The 17549-nt window shown below is 70.3% G+C and carries 20 protein-coding genes; 8 read left to right on the top strand and 12 right to left on the bottom strand.

Features of this window, described 5'->3' with window-relative positions; translation table 11 throughout:
• Positions 1-90: 90 nt before the first annotated feature.
• The 6 genes from H8N03_RS13010 to H8N03_RS12985 form a co-directional block, all read right to left on the bottom strand.
• A complete protein-coding gene (locus H8N03_RS13010; RefSeq protein WP_187076621.1) occupies positions 91-351 on the bottom strand; it encodes a hypothetical protein in 261 nt (86 codons plus the stop codon).
• A 79-nt stretch (positions 352-430) separates the two neighbouring features.
• The gene (locus tag H8N03_RS13005) at positions 431-922 is read right to left on the bottom strand and encodes a hypothetical protein (RefSeq protein WP_187076620.1); all 492 of its coding nucleotides are present in this window, start codon (positions 920-922) and stop codon (positions 431-433) included.
• Between the two features lie 140 nt (positions 923-1062).
• Complete coding sequence (locus H8N03_RS13000; RefSeq protein WP_187076619.1) at positions 1063-1893, bottom strand: urease accessory protein UreD; 831 nt, start codon at positions 1891-1893, stop codon at positions 1063-1065.
• A gap of 1 nt (position 1894) precedes the next feature.
• A complete protein-coding gene (locus H8N03_RS12995) occupies positions 1895-2665 on the bottom strand; it encodes an ABC transporter permease (protein WP_187076618.1) in 771 nt (256 codons plus the stop codon).
• Positions 2662-3489 carry an ABC transporter ATP-binding protein gene (locus H8N03_RS12990; RefSeq protein ID WP_187076617.1) on the bottom strand — a complete coding sequence of 276 codons (828 nt, stop codon included), beginning with the start codon at positions 3487-3489 and terminating at the stop codon, positions 2662-2664. The genes H8N03_RS12995 and H8N03_RS12990 overlap by 4 nt, the downstream gene beginning before the upstream one ends.
• The gene (locus tag H8N03_RS12985) at positions 3486-4523 is read right to left on the bottom strand and encodes an ABC transporter substrate-binding protein (protein ID WP_187076616.1); all 1038 of its coding nucleotides are present in this window, start codon (positions 4521-4523) and stop codon (positions 3486-3488) included. Before H8N03_RS12985 ends, H8N03_RS12990 begins: the two co-directional genes overlap by 4 nt.
• A gap of 337 nt (positions 4524-4860) precedes the next feature.
• On the opposite strand from H8N03_RS12985, the gene H8N03_RS12980 reads away from it, so the two are divergent.
• Positions 4861-5127 carry a GlsB/YeaQ/YmgE family stress response membrane protein gene (locus H8N03_RS12980; protein WP_187076615.1) on the top strand — a complete coding sequence of 89 codons (267 nt, stop codon included), beginning with the start codon at positions 4861-4863 and terminating at the stop codon, positions 5125-5127.
• A gap of 186 nt (positions 5128-5313) precedes the next feature.
• On the opposite strand, the gene H8N03_RS12975 is transcribed toward H8N03_RS12980, so the two are convergent.
• Positions 5314-7608 (bottom strand): NADP-dependent malic enzyme, encoded by a 2295-nt coding sequence (locus H8N03_RS12975; RefSeq protein ID WP_187076614.1) that lies wholly within the window; start codon positions 7606-7608, stop codon positions 5314-5316.
• A 163-nt stretch (positions 7609-7771) separates the two neighbouring features.
• On the opposite strand from H8N03_RS12975, the gene H8N03_RS12970 reads away from it, so the two are divergent.
• Complete coding sequence (locus H8N03_RS12970; protein WP_187076613.1) at positions 7772-8578, top strand: response regulator transcription factor; 807 nt, start codon at positions 7772-7774, stop codon at positions 8576-8578.
• A 124-nt stretch (positions 8579-8702) separates the two neighbouring features.
• Positions 8703-9041: a DUF2917 domain-containing protein gene (locus H8N03_RS12965; protein ID WP_187076612.1), complete on the top strand. Its 339-nt coding sequence runs from the start codon at positions 8703-8705 to the stop codon at positions 9039-9041.
• Here H8N03_RS12965 and H8N03_RS12960 read toward each other — a convergent pair.
• Positions 9038-9994 carry a 2-hydroxyacid dehydrogenase gene (locus tag H8N03_RS12960; protein ID WP_187076611.1) on the bottom strand — a complete coding sequence of 319 codons (957 nt, stop codon included), beginning with the start codon at positions 9992-9994 and terminating at the stop codon, positions 9038-9040. The genes H8N03_RS12965 and H8N03_RS12960 overlap by 4 nt on opposite strands.
• A gap of 7 nt (positions 9995-10001) precedes the next feature.
• Entirely contained in the window at positions 10002-10973 is a 972-nt protein-coding gene (locus tag H8N03_RS12955) for a Bug family tripartite tricarboxylate transporter substrate binding protein (RefSeq protein ID WP_187076610.1), read from the bottom strand.
• A gap of 93 nt (positions 10974-11066) precedes the next feature.
• On the opposite strand from H8N03_RS12955, the gene H8N03_RS12950 reads away from it, so the two are divergent.
• On the top strand, positions 11067-12017 hold the full coding sequence (locus tag H8N03_RS12950; protein WP_187076609.1) for a LysR family transcriptional regulator: 951 nt from the start codon (positions 11067-11069) through the stop codon (positions 12015-12017).
• Here H8N03_RS12950 and H8N03_RS12945 read toward each other — a convergent pair.
• From H8N03_RS12945 to H8N03_RS12935, 3 genes are all read right to left on the bottom strand, one after another.
• On the bottom strand, positions 11932-13071 hold the full coding sequence (locus H8N03_RS12945) for a YeeE/YedE family protein (protein ID WP_222622974.1): 1140 nt from the start codon (positions 13069-13071) through the stop codon (positions 11932-11934). The two genes, H8N03_RS12950 and H8N03_RS12945, sit on opposite strands and share 86 nt — an antisense overlap.
• Before the next feature lie 103 nt (positions 13072-13174).
• The gene (locus H8N03_RS12940; RefSeq protein WP_187076608.1) at positions 13175-14236 is read right to left on the bottom strand and encodes a YeeE/YedE family protein; all 1062 of its coding nucleotides are present in this window, start codon (positions 14234-14236) and stop codon (positions 13175-13177) included.
• A 72-nt stretch (positions 14237-14308) separates the two neighbouring features.
• On the bottom strand, positions 14309-15121 hold the full coding sequence (locus H8N03_RS12935) for a phosphate/phosphite/phosphonate ABC transporter substrate-binding protein (protein WP_187076607.1): 813 nt from the start codon (positions 15119-15121) through the stop codon (positions 14309-14311).
• Positions 15122-15218: 97 nt separating this feature from the next.
• Here H8N03_RS12935 and H8N03_RS12930 point away from each other — a divergent pair, with 97 nt between their 5' ends.
• From H8N03_RS12930 to H8N03_RS12915, 4 genes are all read left to right on the top strand, one after another.
• On the top strand, positions 15219-15647 hold the full coding sequence (locus H8N03_RS12930) for a DsrE family protein (RefSeq protein ID WP_187076606.1): 429 nt from the start codon (positions 15219-15221) through the stop codon (positions 15645-15647).
• Positions 15648-15680: 33 nt separating this feature from the next.
• A complete protein-coding gene (locus H8N03_RS12925) occupies positions 15681-16022 on the top strand; it encodes an ArsR/SmtB family transcription factor (RefSeq protein ID WP_187076605.1) in 342 nt (113 codons plus the stop codon).
• Positions 16023-16083: 61 nt separating this feature from the next.
• The gene (locus H8N03_RS12920; protein ID WP_187076604.1) at positions 16084-17034 is read left to right on the top strand and encodes an MBL fold metallo-hydrolase; all 951 of its coding nucleotides are present in this window, start codon (positions 16084-16086) and stop codon (positions 17032-17034) included.
• Positions 17031-17495 carry a thioredoxin domain-containing protein gene (locus H8N03_RS12915; RefSeq protein ID WP_187076603.1) on the top strand — a complete coding sequence of 155 codons (465 nt, stop codon included), beginning with the start codon at positions 17031-17033 and terminating at the stop codon, positions 17493-17495. Before H8N03_RS12920 ends, H8N03_RS12915 begins: the two co-directional genes overlap by 4 nt.
• Positions 17496-17549: the final 54 nt, after the last annotated feature.

The raw sequence follows: 17549 nt of genomic DNA, 5'->3' as shown, positions 1-17549 counted from the left end.
AGAACACCATGCCCGTCATCCTCTGGCTTCTCGGCGTGCCCCTCGGCATCGTGCTGTTGCTGATGCTGTTCGGCGTGCTCTGACCTCGCGTCAGGTGCTGCGGGGCGCCTCGCTCTCGGGGCGCTCCGGCTTGCGCTTCACGGCGTCCAGGTCCTCGACGTTCCGTCCCGCGGTCTCGCCCGCGTTCCCTGCTTCCGGTTCCGGCATCGCGTCGGCGTGCTGTTCGGCATCGCCGCGGTTCGCGTACGGCTGGCGGCCCTGGCCGGCTTCCCAGCTCACCTCGTTGCGGTAGCCGTGCTCCGCGGTCCCGTCGCCCTCGGCCTCGCCCGGGCCCTTCTTCCTGTCGTTCATCGTGCTTCTCCCAAAAAACGGCTGGCCCGCCCAGCTTATGCGGCGGGGCGGGCCAGGGTGTAGGACGGAGTCGTCGGGCTTAGCGCGACGGGACCAGGACGATGGGGCCGGCTTCGGTCTGCGGCTCCACGGTGATCGAGTTCTGGCCGGACGGCATCACCACCGTCTCCACTTCGCGGATCAGGCCACCGCCGGCGACGCTGCCGTCGACGCTGCCCATGCCCATCACGCGGGCCTGGCAGGCGGCACGGTCTTCGGCGGTCGTGTGCACGTCGCAGCGCGCCGTGGCGTGCTGTTCGTTGGCGCCGTAGGTTTCCAGGCGGCCGCGGTTCTTCTCGGCGGCGGCGTTGCGCGCTTCCTTCATGCAGGTGTCGCGGTCCTGCTGCGTCTGGCCGCTCATGCAGGCCTGCATCTCGGACCGGAAGCTACCGGAGGAATCGATGGCGGAGGCGCCGGGGAAGCTCGCATCGGAGCCCGTGGTGGCAACCTGGGCGGTGGCGGCACCGACCGCCAGCAGCGCGGCGGCACCGAAGGACAGCATGCTCTTGAGCGACCGGTCCGTCTTTTTCATGGGGGAACTCCTTGCAGTTCGTTGAATGCTGCAAGTCTCGGTGCAAGGCCGTTCCGGGGCTGCCGGAGAGGGGCGGGCGTGCCGGGCGCGGGCGGCCCATGGTCGGGTAGGACGGCGCGCACCCGGCGGGTACGCGCCCGTCAGATCGTCCAGCCGCGCGGCTCTTCCGGGGCCCGGTTCCACAGCAGCGGCCGCCAGGCGCGCCGGACGGACTTCAGCAGCTGGAAGGCGGGCTCCACCAGCGGCGCGAGCACGCGCACGACGACCACCTGCGGCCCGGGCGCCGTCGCCCCCGCCGTGCTGGCGAGGGCGTGCGGCTCGATCACCTCCCGTGCGGCGTCCAGCAGCGCTTCGCGCCGCGCGCGCGGGAGCTCCGACCCCGCGGCGAAGAAGAGGCTCGCCAGGCAGCGGTGGCCGGCGAGGCCGAGCGGCCCGTCCATCAGCCGCGCGTCGTCCGCCGCGATGCGGCCGCGCTCCAGCCACGCGCCGGCGAGTTCCAGGTGCTGCAGCACGCTGCCCCGCACGAAAGGCTGGCCTGCCTGCGGCAGGCCCAGCGCCGCGATGTCCCACCCCAGGACTTCGGCGCCGGGTGCGAGGTCCATGCGCAGGCGATTCTCGGCGCGGCAACCGCTGTAGTACAGCGCTTCCAGCGGCAGCCACTCGAGGCGCGCGCCGCCTTCCATGCGCAGGTGCACGTCCTGTACCGCGGGCGCGCCTTCGCTGCGGTAGAAGCGCGCCGCACCGGGGCTCGTCACCAGCCCGTGGCTGCCTTCGCCGGCGCGCACGGCGACCTGCAGCGTGTCCCCGGCCACCAGCCCGCCGGGGGGGTGCACGAGCACGTTGTGGCACACCTCGCCGCCCTCCGGCCACAGGCTTTGCAGGATGCGCAAGGGCCCCTCGTGCGCGAAGCGGGCGACGCTGCGGCCGCCCTCGCGGGTGTAGTCGAGCGCCAGGCTCGCGTGCCAGCCCATGTCATTGCGCCTGCGAGCCGCGGTGCGCCCACGCCGTCGTGTGCTTCTCGATCGCGCTGAACAGCTCGTACATCGCCATCGCCATCACGCTGATCACGACCAGCCCCGCGAAGGCGAGCGGCATGCGCTGCTGGCTGCCCGCGGTCTGGATCAGGTTGCCGATGCCGCTGTCGCCCGCGGTCATCTCCGCCAGCACGGTGCCGACGAAGGCGAGCGTGATCGCGATCTTCAGCGAGCCGTAGAAGTAAGGCATGGCGCGCGGCAGGCCCACCTTCACCAGCACGTCCCAGCGGCGCGCGCCCAGCACGCGCAGCACGTCCTCCAGCTCCGGCTCCAGCGTCGCCAGCCCCGTCGCGATGTTCACCATGATCGGGAAGAAGGAGATCAGGAAAGCCGTGACGATGCCGGGCCCGAGCCCGATGCCGAACCACACCACGAGGATGGGCACGATGGCGGCCTTGGGCACCGCGTTGAAGCCCACCATGATCGGGTAGAGCGCCGCATACGCGACGCGCGAGGACCCGATCAGGAACCCGAGCAGCACGCCGACGACGATCGCGATCGCGAAGCCGACCATCGTCACCCAGAACGTGCTCCAGGACGCGGCGAGCAGCGGGCCCTTGAACTCCGCCATCTGCTGCGCGATCTGCCAGGGGCTGGGGAAGATGAACTCCGGGATCGCGAAGGCGGCCACGACCACCTGCCAGAGGACCAGCAGCGCCAGCACCAGCAGCAGCGGCGCCCAGCGCTCGAAATGCTTGTGGGGCTTCATTGCGCCACCTCCGCCCCGTGCTTCCGGAGCGCGCCGATGTGCCCGCGCAGTTCATGCACGACGTCCGTGAACTCCTTGGTGTAGGTGATCTCCAGGTCGCGCGGGCGCGGGAAGCCGATCTCGCGCTTCACCACGAAGCGGCCGGGGCTCTTGCTCATGACGTACACGGTGTCGGCGAGGAACACCGACTCGCGCAGGTCGTGCGTGACCAGGACGACGTTGAAGCGCTGCTCGGTCCACAGGTCGCGCAGGATGCACCACAGCTCCTCGCGCGTGAAGGCGTCGAGCGCGCCGAAAGGCTCGTCGAGCAGCAGCATCTTGGGCTCGTGGATCAGCGCGCGGCAGATGCTCGCGCGCTGCTGCATGCCGCCGGAGAGCTGCCACGGGAACTTGTCCTCGTAGCCGGCGAGGCCCACCTTGCGCAGCAGGGCGCGCGCGCGTTCCTCGTACTCGCGGCGCTTCTGCTTGAAGCGGCTGCGGTAAGGCTCCACGATCTCCAGCGGCAGCAGCACGTTGTCGATCGTCGTCCGCCAGGGCAGCAGCGACGGCGCCTGGAACGCCATGCCGGAGATCTTGAGCGGCCCCGTCACGGGCTGGCCGTCGATGAGGATGCGGCCGCGCGACGGCGGCTTGAGCCCCGTCGCGAGCTTCATGAACGTGGACTTGCCGCAGCCCGAAGGCCCGACGATGGCGATGAACTCGCCCTGGCGCACCTGCAGGTCGATCGCCTCCACGGCGAACTGCCCTTCGCGCAGCAGTTCGTCGTTGTAGGCGAGCCAGACGTCCCGGAAATCGATGAAGGCGGAGTCGGTGGGGAGGCTCACTTCTTGGCGGGAGGCAGCACGTTCAGGTCCGCCTTCGCGGGCAGGAAGGAGCCGTTCCACACGGCGTCCGGGTTCACGCGGGTCTTGGTCGCGAAGGCGTCGGAGACCTGCGAGGCCATGAGCGACAGGCGCGAGGGATTGACCTGGCCGAAGCCCTCGGCGCGCGCGTCGGGGCTGGCGATGACGTCGTTGATCGCCATCTTCAGGCGGCGCGTCTCCAGCTTCGTGTCGATGATGCCGTCCCGCTGCTTGATGTAGTCGACGGCGGCGTCGGGATTCGCCATGACTTCCCTGGCGCCTCTCGAGAAGGCGGCGAGGAACGCCTTCACCGCGTTCGGGTTCTCGCGGATCAGTTTCGGCGAGGCGATGATCACGTTGCCATACAGCTTCACGCCGTGCTGCGAATACGGCAGCGTGACGATGTCTTCCGGCTTGACGCCGCGCGCCTCGAGGTTCAGCAGCGAGGTGAAGGAGAAGCCGGTGATCGCGTCGATGTCACCGCGCGCCAGCATGGTCTCGCGCAGCGGCGGGTCCATCGACACCCAGGTCACGTTCGGGATGGCGTTGGCTTTCTGGAAGATCGGGAAGCCGCGGCGGCCCGCGTCGAACACGGGCGCGCCCATCTTCTTGCCGTTCAGGTCGGCGGGCGACTTGATCCCGGACTTCTTCAGCGCCATCACGGCGGCCGGCGTGTTGTTGTAGACCATCATGACGGCCACGGGCTTGTTGGGCGCGTCGGGGTTGTTGGCGTGGAACTCCATCAGCGCCGCCAGGTCGGCGAAGCCCATGTCGTAGGTGCCGGTGGCCACGCGCTGCACGGCGGCGCCGGAGCCGGTGCCCGCGTCGACCTGCACGTCGAGGCCGGCGGCCTTGAAGTAGCCCTTGGCCACGGGCTGCAGGAACAGCGCGGCCGGCCCTTCGAAGCGCCAGTCGAGCAGGAACTTGATGGGGGTGGCGGCCTGCGCGTGGGCGGCCGTGAGGCCGGTGGACAGCGCCAGGGCGGCTGCGGCCTGGAGAAGGACCCTCTTGTGCATGGAAAACGCTCCGGAATTCTCGAAAAGGAAGACGAAGGGGTTCAAAGCAAGATCGGTGCCGCCGAGCTGCGCCGGGCTGCCCGGCCGTATTGTCGGCGCGACGCGGCGAGGCGCCTGCGAGGGCTAACCCGTGAATATGGCTGTGCCGGTAGGGGTTGTCCGACGCCCCCACGCGCCGGGCCCGCACCTTCTCGCTTTACGCGCGACTACGCCTGCGCTTGGTGGCGCCGCCCATAGTGAACAGCACCCGCCCCGGATGGGGCAGGTGGACGTGACCCGGGTCGGGTTGCGGCCCGACCATCAACAACACGCCGTTCGCGGCTATAGGAGTGCAACTATGGGTTTTCTGATTTGGTTGATCGTTGGCGGTATCGTCGGCTGGCTCGCTAGCCTCGTGATGCGCACTGACGGCCAGCAGGGCATCCTGCTGAACGTGGTGGTGGGTATCGTGGGCGCGTTCCTGGGTGGCTGGCTCATCTCCCCGCTGGTGGGTGTGGGCACCATCAACCAGGGCATCAGCGTCGGCTCGATCGTCGTCTCGCTGATCGGCGCCATCATCCTGCTGGCCATCGTCAACCTGTTCCGCCGCGGCCGCGTCCGCTAAGCCGGGAACAGCACAACAAACAGATTCGCGGGTCTGCCGCCCGCATCACTGGAGCGCCGTTGGCGCTCCTTTTCTTTGGGGAACGGGAAAAGCTGGGGTGCGCCTTCGGCGCAACCCAGCCTACGGACGAACCGCTGGGTTCGTAGGGTCCCTGTAGGCTGGGTTCCGCGCAGCGGACCCCAGCACTCACTCCCCCCGCTTCCCCGCCGCTGCCACCAGCGCCGTCATGTTCACCACCCGCCGCACCGTCGCCGTCGGCGTGAGCACGTGCACCGGCGCCTTGGCCCCCAGCAGCATCGGCCCCACCGTCACCCCGGACCCGCCGGTCATCTTCAGCACGTTGAACAGGATGTTGGCCGAGTCCAGGTTCGGGCAGATCAGCAGGTTGGCCTCGCCGGCCAGCGTGCTGTCCATCAGGCTGTCGCGGCGCACCTTCTCCGAGAGCGCGGCGTCGCCCTGCAGCTCGCCGTCGTTCTCGATGTCCGGGCACATGCGGGCGAAGAGCTCCCGCGCCTGGCGCATCTTGCCCGCCGAGCCGCGGTGCGACGATCCATAGTTGCTGTGCGAGAGGAAGGCCACCTTGGGCGGCAGCCCGAAGCGGCGCACTTCCGTGGCGGCCATGCGCGCGATGCAGGCCAGCAGCTCCGCGTCGGGGTCCTCGTTGACGTAGGTGTCGGCGATGAAGAGGGTGCGGTTCGGCAGCATCAGCGCGTTCAGCGTCGCGAAGCCCTCGCCGGGCCGCGCGCCGATCACGTCGCGCACGTGCTCGAGGTGGTGCTCGAAGCGGCCCACCATTCCGCACAGCATCGCGTCGGCGTCGCCGAGGTGCACGGACAGCGCGCCGATCAGCGTGTTCGACCGCCGCACCGCCGCCTTGGCCGCCTCCGGCGTGATGCCGTTGCGCCCCATGATGCGGTGGTAGGTCTCCCAGTACTGGCGGAAGCGCGCGTCGCTCTCCGGGTTGACGCATTCCGCGTCCTGCCCGAGCTTCATGCGCAGGCCGGCCTTGGCGATGCGCGCCTCGATCACCGCGGGCCGGCCGATCAGGATCGGCTGCGCCAGCTTCTCGTCGATGGCGAGCTGCGCCGCGCGCAGCACGCGCTCGTCCTCGCCCTCCGCGTACGCCACGCGCTTGGCGCTGGCGTTGCGCGCGGCGACGAACACCGGGCGCATGATCATGCCGGTCTGGTAGACGAAGCGCGTGAGGTTCTGGCGATACGCCTCGAAGTCGGTGATCGGCCGCGTGGCCACTCCCGATTCCGCCGCGGCCCGCGCCACCGCGGGCGCGATGCGCAGGATCAGCCGCGAATCGAATGGCGTCGGGATGATGTAGTCCGGCCCGAACGAGAGCTCCTTGCCCGCGTACGCGTTCGCCACTTCCTCGCTGATGTCCGCCTTGGCCAGTTCCGCGATCTCGCGCACGCAGGCGAGCTTCATCGCCTCGGTGATCTTGGTGGCGCCGCAATCCAGCGCGCCGCGGAAGATGTAGGGGAAGCACAGGACGTTGTTCACCTGGTTCGGGTAGTCCGAACGGCCCGTGGCGATGATGCAGTCCGGCCGCGCCTCCTTCGCCACCTCGGGGCGGATCTCGGGCTCCGGGTTCGCCAGCGCGAGGATGATCGGCTGCGTCGACATCGTCTTCACCATCTCCCCGGTCAGCACGCCGGCCGTGGAGCAGCCCAGGAAGACGTCGGCACCCTTCACCACGTCGGCGAGCGTACGCGCGGACGTGTCCTGCGCGTACTTCTGCTTCGACGGGTCCATGCCGCCGGGGCGGCCCTGGTAGATCACGCCCTTGGAGTCCACGACGAAGATGTTGCGCGGGTTGACGCCCAGCCCCACCATCAGGTCGAGGCACGCGATCGCCGCGGCGCCGGCCCCCGAGGACACCAGCTTCACCTCGTCGATCCTCTTGCGCACCAGCTCCAGCCCGTTCAGCAGCGCCGCGCCGGAGATGATCGCCGTGCCGTGCTGGTCGTCGTGGAAGACGGGGATGTTCAGGCGCTCGCGCAGCTGCTGCTCGATGTAGAAGCACTCCGGCGCCTTGATGTCCTCGAGGTTGATGCCGCCCAGCGTGGGTTCCAGCGCGGCCACGATGTCCACCAGCTTGTCGGGGTCGCGCTCGGCGAGCTCGATGTCGAACACGTCGATGCCCGCGAACTTCTTGAACAGGCAGGCCTTGCCTTCCATCACCGGCTTGCCCGCCAGCGGGCCGATGTCGCCCAGGCCCAGCACCGCCGTGCCGTTGGTGATCACGCCGACGAGGTTGCCGCGCGAGGTGTATTCGGCCGCGAGCGAGGGATCGGCCTGGATGTCGAGGCAGGGGTAGGCCACGCCGGGCGAGTAGGCGAGCGACAGGTCGCGCTGGTTGGACAGCGGCTTGGTCGGGGTGACGCTGATCTTGCCCTTGCCGGGCGTGCGGTGGTACTCGCGGGCGGCGTCGCGCAGGGCCAGCTCGGCCTGGGAGGAGGGTTCCTTCATGGCGGGTCTCCGTTCTTCTTGGGGATGGCACCACGCTACGCCGAACGGGCGGGGCGAGGATGCGTACAAGTACGCGGGTGAAACTCTTTTGCACGCGGCACGGCCCTGCTGCCCAGCCTGTGTTTTTGCGTTATGGTCGGGCTTGTTTCCAAGCGAGCCGCCCATGCTGTTCCCCGAAGAGATCTATGCCCTCTCGCCGCTCGGCGAGACCGAGTTGCGCGGCGGCGCCACGCGCCTGTCCGCAGCGGAGATCAACGTGCTGGTGCGCATCGACGGCAGGCTGGAGGTTGCGCAGCTCACGCGCGGCATGACCGCGGCGGAGAGCACGGCATTCCAGGCGACGTTGAAGGACCTGCGCGACCGGCGCCTGGTGCAGCGCGTGGAGGTGGACCCGTTCACCGCGCAGTGGAACGCGGACGTCAAGCAGCTCTCCCGTGCCGCGGGCAAGGAAGAGGCCGACGCCAGCCTGGCTTCCCTGCAGCGCGCGGGCTTCTTCGTGGAGATCGCACGCCAGCGCGCCGCGCCGCCGCAGCGCCAGCCCGGCGAGGCCATCCACGTCGTCGTGGTGGAAGACGACCCGCAGCTCGCCAGCTTCACGGCCACGCTGCTGTCGCTCTCGGGTTTCGCGGTGCGCCAGGCGGGCACGCGCGAGGAGGTGGTGCACGAGATCCGGCGGCCGCCGCGGCCCGACCTGATCCTGCTGGACGTGGTGCTGCCCGATGCGGATGGTTTCGACATCCTGATGCGCGTCCGCCAGCATCCCGTACTGAAGGAAGTGCCCGTGATCATGCTCACGGGCAAGGCGACGCGCGAGGCGGTGCTCAAGGGCATCGCGGCCGGCGCCGACGGCTACATCACCAAGCCTTTCGAGCCGCATGCGCTGCTGCGTGCCGTGCGCTCCGTGCTCGGCTTGCCGGAGCAGGGCAGCGGCGACCGCTGGGCCAATCCGGACACCGGCAAGCGCGGCTGAGTCCGCGGAACGGCTCAGGAGGCAGCCCTTACCCGGCGCGGGGGCGCGCTCCGACGCCTGCTGCCGGACCGTCCCGGCCAGCCGTTTCCCCTTGCAAAGGCACCATGCCAGCAAGGAGTGACAGATGAACAAAGAGGACTCACTGCAGTTCGTGCACGAACGGCTGCGGCACAACCATCCCCTCGCCCGCGAATTCCGCCTGCGCCCCGCGCCGCGCGTGACCCGCCGCTTCGCGATCGAGATCGAGCAGGGCGAGGCGCACGTCTTCGAGACGGTGGACGCCAGCTTCGCGGTGCGGTGCAACCAGGGCAGCGTCTGGATCACGCACGACGGCGACCCGCGCGACGTCATCCTGATGGCGGGCGAGACCTACCGCGCGGACCGTACGGACGCCTTGCACCTGTTCGCGCTCGCGCCTTCCGTCCTCGAGATCGAATTCGAGGACGAGGTCACGCAGCACTAGCCGGCCGAAGCGCGGCTCGGCATTTCGCGGCCGGCGAAGAAGGCCGCGAGGTTGTCCAGCACGCGCTGCGCCATCGCCTGGCGCGTCTGGGCGGTGGAGCTGGAGATGTGAGGCGCGAGCACGACGTTGTCGAGGGCGAAGAGCTCCTGCGGCACGTTGGGCTCGTCCTCGAACACGTCGAGGCCGGCGCCCGCGATGCGCTTCTCCTGCAGCGCGCGCACGAGCGCGGCTTCGTCGACGACCGTCCCGCGCGACACGTTCACCAGGAAGCCTTGCGGGCCCAGCGCGTCGAGCACGCTTGCGTCGATCAGGTGGCGCGTCTCGGCGCCGCCCGCCGTGATCACCACCAGGAAATCGGCCCAGCGCGCGAGTTCCAGCAGCTGCGGCTCGTAGGTCCACGCCACGCCTTCCACGGGACGCCGGCTGTGGTAGCGCACGTCCATGTCGAAGCCGCTGGCGCGCTTCGCGATCGTGCGGCCGATGCGGCCCAGGCCCACGATGCCGAGCCTGGCACCGCTCACCTGGCGTCCGAGCGGGAACGCTTCCTTGCGCGCCCAGCGCCCCGCGCGCACGAAGCGGTCCGCCTCCGGAATGCGACGGCCGCTGGCCAGTACCAGCGAGAACGCCATGTCCGCCACGCAGTCGTTCAGCACGTCGGGCGTGTAGCCCACGGGGATGTTGCGTCGCGCCGCGGTGGCCAGGTCCAGCTGGTCGAGGCCCACGCCGAAGCTGGAGATCACGCGGACGTTGGGCAGCGCCGAGAGCAGCGCGCTGCTGGCGCCCCCTTGCGCGGACGTGACCACGCCTTCGATCTCCTTCCCCCGCTGCGCGAGGAACGCCTCGCGTTCGGTGCCGGCGGGCGGCAGGCGGTGGACGGTGTAGCTTTCGGCGAGCCCGCGTTCTAGCGCGGGCAGCAGGGGCAGGACTTGCAGGAGGACGGGCCGCTGTTGCATGGGTCTTTCAGTTCACGGTGATCCTGCGCTCGCGGATGATCTGGGCGTAGCGCTTGCGGTCATTGTCGATCAAGGCGGAGAACCGGTCCGGCGTGGTGGCGTTCGGCACGGCCCCGAGCTGCACCAGCCTGTCCTTCACGTCCTCGCGCGCGACCACTTCGCGGATGTCGGCGGAGATCTTCTCCACCAGTTCGCGCGGCGTGCCCGCCGGCGCGAGGATGCCGATCCAGGAGATGCTGTTGAACCCCGGCAAGGCGCCTTCGGAGAGCGTCGGCACGTCCGGCAGCGCGGGGACGCGCTTGTCGCTGGTGACCGCCAGCGCGCGCAGCTTGCCGGCCTTGATGTGGCCGCTGGCCTCCAGCACGGTCATGAACGAAAGCTGCACGTGGCCCGCGAGCAGGTCCGCGATGGCGGGGCCGCCGCCGCGGTACGGCACGTGCAGGATGAAGCTGCCGGTCGCGTCCTTGAACATCTCCGCCGCGAGGTGCGGGCCGCCGCCGGCGCCGGAGCTGCTGTAGGTCAGCTTGCCCGGCTGCGCCTTGGCAAGGGCGACGAACTCCCTCACGTTCCTCGCCGGCACGCTGGGGTTGATCATCATCGCGAGCGGCAGGTCCGCCACGAGCGCCACCGGCGCGAACGCCTTGTCCGGGTCGTACGGCATCTTCGCGTACAGCGAGGGGTTGATCGCCTGCGTGCCGATGTTGCCCATGAGGAGCGTGTAGCCGTCCGGCTTCGCCTTCGCCACCACGTCGGCGCCGATCTGGCCGGCCGCGCCACCCTTGTTGTCGATCACGACGGGCTGGCCCCACTTCTTCGCCAGCTGCTCCGCGACGATGCGCGCGCCCGTGTCGGTGCCACCGCCGGGCGGGAAGGGCACGACCACCGTCACCGGGCGCGAGGGCCAGCCGGCGGCGGCGCCCTGGGCGCAGGCGCCGGCGGCGGCGAGGGCCAGCGCCAGCGCGGAAGCGATCTTCTTCATGGCTTTGTCTCCTGGTGTTCCGGCGCAGTGTAGGGAGGCGATCGATGCAAGTCCAAGCCAGAATGTGGATGGCTCGATGCAGAATGTGGATCGATGCTCGACCTGTTCCAGCTCCGCTGCTTCGTCGCCGTCGCCGAGGAACTGCACTTCGGCCGCGCCGCCGCCCGCCTGCACATGACGCAGCCGCCGCTGTCGCGGCAGATCCAGCTGCTGGAACACGCGGTGAAGGTGCGGCTGCTGGAACGCACCAGCCGCAGCGTGCGCCTCACCGCCGCGGGCGAGGTGCTGTACCGCGACGCGGCGGCCATCCTGCGCCTGGCGCAGGATGCGGCCGCTGCGGCGGAGCGCACGGGCAAGGGGCTCGCGGGGCGGGTGGTGGTGGGCTATACCGCCGTCGCCGGCTACGCGCTCATGCCGGCGCTGCTCGCGGCGGCGAACCAGGCGCTGCCGGACATCGAGATCGTGCTGGAGGAGATGGTGTCGTCCGAGCAGCTGCATGCGCTGGAGGCGGGGACGATCGACATCGGCTTCGTGCGGCCGCAGCACGCATCCGGGCCCTTGCGCTACCACCTCGCCGCGCGCGAGCCCATGCTGCTGGCGCTACCCGCGGCGCATCCGCTCGCGGCGCGGGAGCGCATCCGCATGCAGGACCTCGCGGGCGAGCCGCTGATCATGTACTCGCAGAAGGAAGGCCGCTACTTCCACGACAGGATCACTGCCCTCTTCATGGCCGCCGCGGGGCAGCCGCAGTACGTGCACCACATCGGCCAGACGCACACGATCATGGCGCTCGTGCGGGCAGGGATCGGGCTGGCGATCGTGCCCGCGTCGGCGGCGCAGCTGCGCCTGGAGAACGTCGTCTACAAGCCGCTGTGGCGGCGCGACGTGGTGGCGGAGATCTATCTCGCGTGGCGGGCGGCGGAGCGCAACCCGGCGCTGCAGCCGCTGCGCGAGTTCTTCATCCGGCAGCTCGCGACGCCGGCAGCGCCGAAGCCGCGACGCGCGGCGCCTGCCGCAGCAGCGCCAGCCAGGCGCCCGCGGTGATGCCGGCCGTGGCGAGCAGTGCGCCGGAGGACAGCATCGCCAGCCCCGTCACGCCGTTGCCCAGCGAGCAGCCCAGGGCCGTGATGCCGCCGAAGCCCATGAGCGCCGCGCCGGCCGTGTGGGCGCCGAGCTCGCGCGGGGTCTGGAAGGACTCCAGCTTGAAGTCGCCGCGCAGCTTCGCGCTCACGAAGGCGCCGAGCAGCACGCCGAGGGCGACCGTCACGCCGAAGGTGGCGACGGTGTTCCTGTCCGTCCACAGCGTCAGCAGGTCCAGCGCGTGGCCCAGGGGCGCGGAAAAGGAGAGGCCTTCGGGGCGCTTCGACTGCGTGCCGAGCCAGGCCGGCTCCAGCGTCTCCGGGTGCTCCGGCAGGAAGCCGATCGTGCCCGTGAGCCAGAAGGCCGCCGCGACCAGCAGGCCGACGGCCACGCCGCCGAACCAGTGGGCCGGCTTCAGCTGGGCGCGCACGCGCCAGGCCAGGGCGAGCACGGCGGCGGCGACCAGCAGCGCGACGATCCAGCGCATCGTGCCGGCGGAGGAGGCGAGGGCGCGACCGAGCACCGCGCCGAGGTCCTGCGAGCCACCGAGGGAAGCCGCGACGGCATCGAGGCCGTTCGCGCGGATGGGCGCGAAGGCGCCGCGCAAGGTCATGAGGGACACGACGGCGACGATCACCAGCGTCGCGAGCGCCTTGAGGTTGCCGGAACCCGCCTTGACGAGGCAGCGCTGCGGGCAGCCGCCGGCGAGGATCATCCCGTAGCCGAACAGCAGGCCTCCCACGAGGTAGGACACCCAGGGGAAGCGCTCGCCCCAGGCGATGGTGCGGGTCGCGTCGAAGCTTCCCGCGCTGATCAGGGCCTGCAGCGCCAGGGCGCCCACGGCGACCGCGAGCATCCAGGAAACGAAGCGACCGGGGCTGCGCAGCTGCACCCAGTCCGCGATGGCGCCGCGCACGCAGAAGCGGGTGGCCTGGCCGACGGCGCCGAGCGCGAGTCCGAGCACGAGCCCGCCCCAGACGACGAATTGGGCGAGGGTGGCGGGGTCGGTTGGGCGCATGGCTCTGGCGGTACTGCTCTGGAAAGGAAAGGCGCGCGGAGGCTCCGCGCGGCGAAGCCGCGGAGTTTACCGTCCGGCGGGAAGGCCTCGCCCGCGCGGGGGCTCAGGGCGCCCGGTGGCCTTCGCGATCCAGCAGGCGGTCGGTGAGTGCGGCGCCGGCCCACATCGCCACCAGGGCCGTCCACGCCGTGAGCGAGAAGATCGCCCCGCCGCTCACGCCCGCGCCAACGGCGCAGCCGCCCGCCAGCATGGCGCCGAAGCCCATGGCCACGGCCCCGGCGATGTAGCGGCGCATGCCGTAGCCGTCCTTGAAGCCCTCCAGCCGCCATTGCCCGCCCGCGAGCGCACCGAGGAAGGAGCCGGCGAAGACGGAGGGCAGCATGCCGAAGTCGAAGCCCATGGGGGCCGCCGGTTGCGCCAGCACCCGCATCAGCCATTCCGCCGACGGGCCGCTGAAGGTGAGCCCCTGCACCGGCACGACCTGGAAGGACGCCGCCGCCACCCGCGCCGTGAAGGCCCAGGCCAAGGCCACGGCGATGCCCGCGCCCAGCCCGCCCAGCCACTTCCAGGCGTCGCGCCGGCTGCGCCATGCATACCAGAGGGCGGCCACGAGCCACAGCAGCCCGAAGGCCAGGCCGGCCCAGCGCTGCACGTGCACCACCGCCAGCAGGTCGCGCGCGCTGCCACCGTCGACGGTCCACCAGGCGCTGACCGCTTCGCGCGCCGGCGCCAGCGCGCCGCCGAGGGCGGCCTGCGCCGTGACCGCGAAGATGAGGCCCGAGAGCAGCGCCCGGAGGTTGCCGGTGGCCGAGAGCACCAGCAGCCGGCTGGCGCAGCCGCGCGTCATGATCATCCCGGCGCCGAACAGGAGGCCGCCGACGATGGCGCCGGAGAGGCTGCCGCGCGCGGCGAGCTGGCGCGTGCCGCTCACGTCGACCCACCCGCCCAGCACCAGGGCCTGCAGCGTGACCACCGCCGCCGAGAAGGCGAGCAGCCAGACGGCGAGCCGCTCGCCGGGGGTTCCGCGCGCGAACTCGATCACGGCGGCCCGCAGGCAGAAGGCGGAACGCTGGGCAAAGAACCCGAACAGGAGGCCGACGGCGGCGCCGCCGCCCGCGAGGACGACGGGTTCGCCGAGGCGTTCGAGGAGGGTCGCGAGGTCCATGGCTGGAAAATAAGCTTTGGCTTATCTTCCAGCCCGACCGGCCGGCGCGGCTTGCGCCGGATCAAGCAAGCGTCAGGGCGCGCCCAGCCAGTCCAGCAGCGCCCGCAGGCGGGGCTCGCTCTCGGTGTCGAATGCCTCGATGCCCACCGTCTTCAGCACGGCCTGGTCCGCCGGCGATTCGGTCATGGCGGCCAGCGCCTTGCGGATCTCGGCGCGCTGCGGCTCGGTGATGTCCGGGCCCGCGATCAGCGGGAAGTAGGGCTGCGTGCGGCTCCGGTGCACCACCGGCAGGCCGTCCTTGATCCACTTCTTCGAGACGCCGGAATAGGAGGCCACGCCGCCCACGTCGCCGAACTTGTTGTCCAGGTAGAAGGCGACGGCACCCTGCTCGCGCACGTACTGCACGTTCTCCCTGGCCAGGTCCACGCCCAGGTCGCGCAGCTCCGCGCGGCAGAACTTGGTCATGTACGCGGCGGGCTCGGGCATCACGAAGCGCTTGCCCTTCAGGTCCGCCACGGTGCGGATCCCGGAATCCTTGCGGGCGATGATGATGCACTGGCCGTCCGGCTTCGCGCTCGCGAGGAACTTGTAGCCGTACTGCAGCAGCCCGCGGGCGGGGTAGTCGCTGGGCCGCGCGATCACGAAATCGAAGCGGTGCGTCTTCATGCCGTCTTCCAGCTGCGCGAACTCGCGCGCGAAGACGACGTTCACCTTGCGCTTGATGCTGCGGCCGATCACGTCCGCGAGCCCCTGGTACTTGATGATCACCTGGGCGTGGTCCAGCCCGCCCGACGTGCCTTCGCTCACGCCCATCACCAGGTCCTGCGCCGCCCATGCAGGCAGCGCGCAGCACAGTGCCGCCGCCAGCAGCCACACCTTCTTCATCTCTTCTTCCTCTCCCAACGTCCGGCGGACGAGCGTGCCAGCCCATCAGGATAGAAGCAAGCAGTGATATTCTTAAGCGTCCCTTTCCGGAGCAACCATGACCCGTGCCGGCCGCCTCTTCGCCACCTTCGCCTTCCTGTGGCTGTTCGCCCTGTCCGCCCTCGCGCAGGACAAGGTCGTCTACCACATCGACAACGCCGAGGCCCAGGCGACCAAGGGGCTGCGCAACATCCGCAACCACCTCGACGTGGCGCCGGACACGAAGATCGTCGTGGTGACGCACGCCGAAGGCATCGACTTCCTGATGGAAGGGGCCAAGGACAAGAAGAACCCCAACATCGACTACCCCTCGCTCGTGAGCGCGCTCAAGGCACGCGGCGTGCGCTTCGAGGTCTGCGAGATCACCCTGCGCAACCGCAACATCAAGAAGGACCAGTTCATCATGGACGCGGAGTTCACGCCCTCCGGCGTGGTGCGCATCGGCCAGCTGCAGACCCGCGAAGGGTATGCCTACATCAAGCCCTAGCGCTTGCTACCATCACGCGCAGCGAGGTCCAGCATGGCAAGACGGCAGGCAGTGGTGGAGGAGGCGGGCAGCGCCGAATCGGACGAGGTGTTCGAGATGGCCGCCGAGGTGTTCCGCGTCATGTCGGCGCCCATGCGGCTGAAGATCATCAGCTCCCTGTGCAACGGCGAGAAGAACGTCAGCCAGCTGCTGGAGGAGATCGCCACCACGCAGCCCAACATGTCGCAGCACCTCAACACGCTGTACCAGGCGGGCGTGATCGGCAAGCGGCGCGAGGGCGTGCAGATCTTCTACCGCATCATCAACGACCGCGTGGTGACCCTCTGCCGGGCCGTGTGCACCCAGATCGCGATCGAATCGGACATGAAGTCCTGACGGGCGGGGCGGGGGCGCGGCGCGCATAATCAGCCACCGCTTATTTATCGAGCCCGTCGCCATGCCGCGCCCTTCCTGGAAAGTCCTGTTCGCGCTCGCCGCGGCCTTCGCCATCGGCAGTGCCGCCGCCCAGCAGGCGCCGCGCCCCGTGGTGCCGCAGCAGGTCTCCCCGTCCGCCTGGTTCGTGCAGGGCGAAGCGGCGCTGGGCACGCCCGCCAACCGCAACTTCATCTCCAACGCGGGCTTCGTCGTCACGCCCGCGGGCGTGGTCGTCATCGATGCGCTCGGCTCGCCGCAGCTCGCGCGCGAGCTGCTCGCCGCCATCGCGCGCATCACGCCGCAGCCGGTCACGCACGTGGTGGTCACCCACTACCACGCCGACCACGTGTACGGCCTGCAGGAATTCCGCAAGCGGGGCGCGAAGATCGTCGCGCAGCGCGGCGCGCTGGAGTACCTGAACTCCGAGACCGCTTCCTCGCGGCTGGCCGCGTCGCGCGTGGATCTCGCGCCGTGGATCGACGACAAGACGGAGCTGGTCGTGCCCGACCAGTGGCTCGACGGCCCTGGCGAGCTGGTGGTGGGCGGCGTGCGCCTGCTGCTGCGCCCCGTCGGGCCCGCGCACACGCCGGAGGACCAGGTGGTGCTGCTGCCGTCGGAGCGCGTGCTGTTCGCCGGCGACCTCGTGTTCCGCGGGCGCATCCCTTACGTGGGGCAGGCGGACAGCCGCCACTGGATCGCCGCGCTCGACGAGCTGCTGAAGATGGATGCGCGCATCGTCGTGCCCGGCCACGGCGCCATGTCCACCACGGCGCGCGAGGACCTGGAGCTCACCCGCGACTACCTCGTGTACCTGCGCGAGGCGATGGGCACCGCGGCGCGCGACATGGAGCCGTTCGAGGATGCGTATGCGCGCGCGGACTGGTCCCGCTTCGAGCACCTGCCGCTGTTCAAGGCGGCCAACCGCATGAACGCGTACAACACCTACCTGCTCATGGAGAGGCAGCTGAAGTGAAGGGCATCCCGCGCCGCGACCTGCTGGCAGCCGCCGCCTTCGCGGCGGCGCTTCCCCGCGTGCGCGCGGCGCAGCCGCTGCTGCCCCGGCCAGGCTCTCTCGCTTCGACCCTGGAGGCTGCCCTCGCGCGCCGGCGCGCGCTGGTGGTGCTCGTGAGCCTGCCCGGCTGTCCCTGGTGCAAGCTGGTGCGCGAGTCCTATCTCGTCCCGCTGCTCGCGGAAGGGCAGCCCGTCATCGAGCTCGACCTGCAGGACCGCGGCGGCATCGCGGGTTTCGACGGCGCGGCGACGAGCCCCGCGCAGCTCGCGCAGGCGCTGCGCATCCGTGTCGCGCCGACGGTGCTCTTGCTCGGCCGCGGCGGACGCGAGGTGGCGCAGCGCCTCACCGGCGTCGCTTCCGTCGACTTCTATGGCGCGTACCTGCAGCAGCGGGTGGATGCGGCCAATCGCGCCGCCGCCTAGGGATTTCCCCGAGCGGCGCATTCCTTTAAATCAGCGATTTCTTATATTAGACTC

The organism is Ramlibacter cellulosilyticus (assembly GCF_014297465.1).
In the GTDB taxonomy this organism is placed as follows: Bacteria; Pseudomonadota; Gammaproteobacteria; order Burkholderiales; family Burkholderiaceae_C; genus Ramlibacter; species Ramlibacter cellulosilyticus.
The sequence above is the reverse complement of the archived record's forward strand: the minus strand, read 5'-3'. Positions and strand labels throughout refer to the sequence as shown.

Coding starts and splice junctions, on each gene's coding strand:
- H8N03_RS13010 (WP_187076621.1), bottom strand. CDS start 351: ATGAACGACAGGAAGAAGGGCCCGGGCGAGGCCGAGGGCGACGGGACC.
- H8N03_RS13005 (WP_187076620.1), bottom strand. CDS start 922: ATGAAAAAGACGGACCGGTCGCTCAAGAGCATGCTGTCCTTCGGTGCC.
- H8N03_RS13000 (WP_187076619.1), bottom strand. CDS start 1,893: ATGGGCTGGCACGCGAGCCTGGCGCTCGACTACACCCGCGAGGGCGGC.
- H8N03_RS12995 (WP_187076618.1), bottom strand. CDS start 2,665: ATGAAGCCCCACAAGCATTTCGAGCGCTGGGCGCCGCTGCTGCTGGTG.
- H8N03_RS12985 (WP_187076616.1), bottom strand. CDS start 4,523: ATGCACAAGAGGGTCCTTCTCCAGGCCGCAGCCGCCCTGGCGCTGTCC.
- H8N03_RS12980 (WP_187076615.1), top strand. CDS start 4,861: ATGGGTTTTCTGATTTGGTTGATCGTTGGCGGTATCGTCGGCTGGCTC.
- H8N03_RS12975 (WP_187076614.1), bottom strand. CDS start 7,608: ATGAAGGAACCCTCCTCCCAGGCCGAGCTGGCCCTGCGCGACGCCGCC.
- H8N03_RS12970 (WP_187076613.1), top strand. CDS start 7,772: ATGCTGTTCCCCGAAGAGATCTATGCCCTCTCGCCGCTCGGCGAGACC.
- H8N03_RS12965 (WP_187076612.1), top strand. CDS start 8,703: ATGAACAAAGAGGACTCACTGCAGTTCGTGCACGAACGGCTGCGGCAC.
- H8N03_RS12960 (WP_187076611.1), bottom strand. CDS start 9,994: ATGCAACAGCGGCCCGTCCTCCTGCAAGTCCTGCCCCTGCTGCCCGCG.
- H8N03_RS12955 (WP_187076610.1), bottom strand. CDS start 10,973: ATGAAGAAGATCGCTTCCGCGCTGGCGCTGGCCCTCGCCGCCGCCGGC.
- H8N03_RS12950 (WP_187076609.1), top strand. CDS start 11,067: ATGCTCGACCTGTTCCAGCTCCGCTGCTTCGTCGCCGTCGCCGAGGAA.
- H8N03_RS12945 (WP_222622974.1), bottom strand. CDS start 13,071: ATGCGCCCAACCGACCCCGCCACCCTCGCCCAATTCGTCGTCTGGGGC.
- H8N03_RS12940 (WP_187076608.1), bottom strand. CDS start 14,236: ATGGACCTCGCGACCCTCCTCGAACGCCTCGGCGAACCCGTCGTCCTC.
- H8N03_RS12935 (WP_187076607.1), bottom strand. CDS start 15,121: ATGAAGAAGGTGTGGCTGCTGGCGGCGGCACTGTGCTGCGCGCTGCCT.
- H8N03_RS12930 (WP_187076606.1), top strand. CDS start 15,219: ATGACCCGTGCCGGCCGCCTCTTCGCCACCTTCGCCTTCCTGTGGCTG.
- H8N03_RS12925 (WP_187076605.1), top strand. CDS start 15,681: ATGGCAAGACGGCAGGCAGTGGTGGAGGAGGCGGGCAGCGCCGAATCG.
- H8N03_RS12920 (WP_187076604.1), top strand. CDS start 16,084: ATGCCGCGCCCTTCCTGGAAAGTCCTGTTCGCGCTCGCCGCGGCCTTC.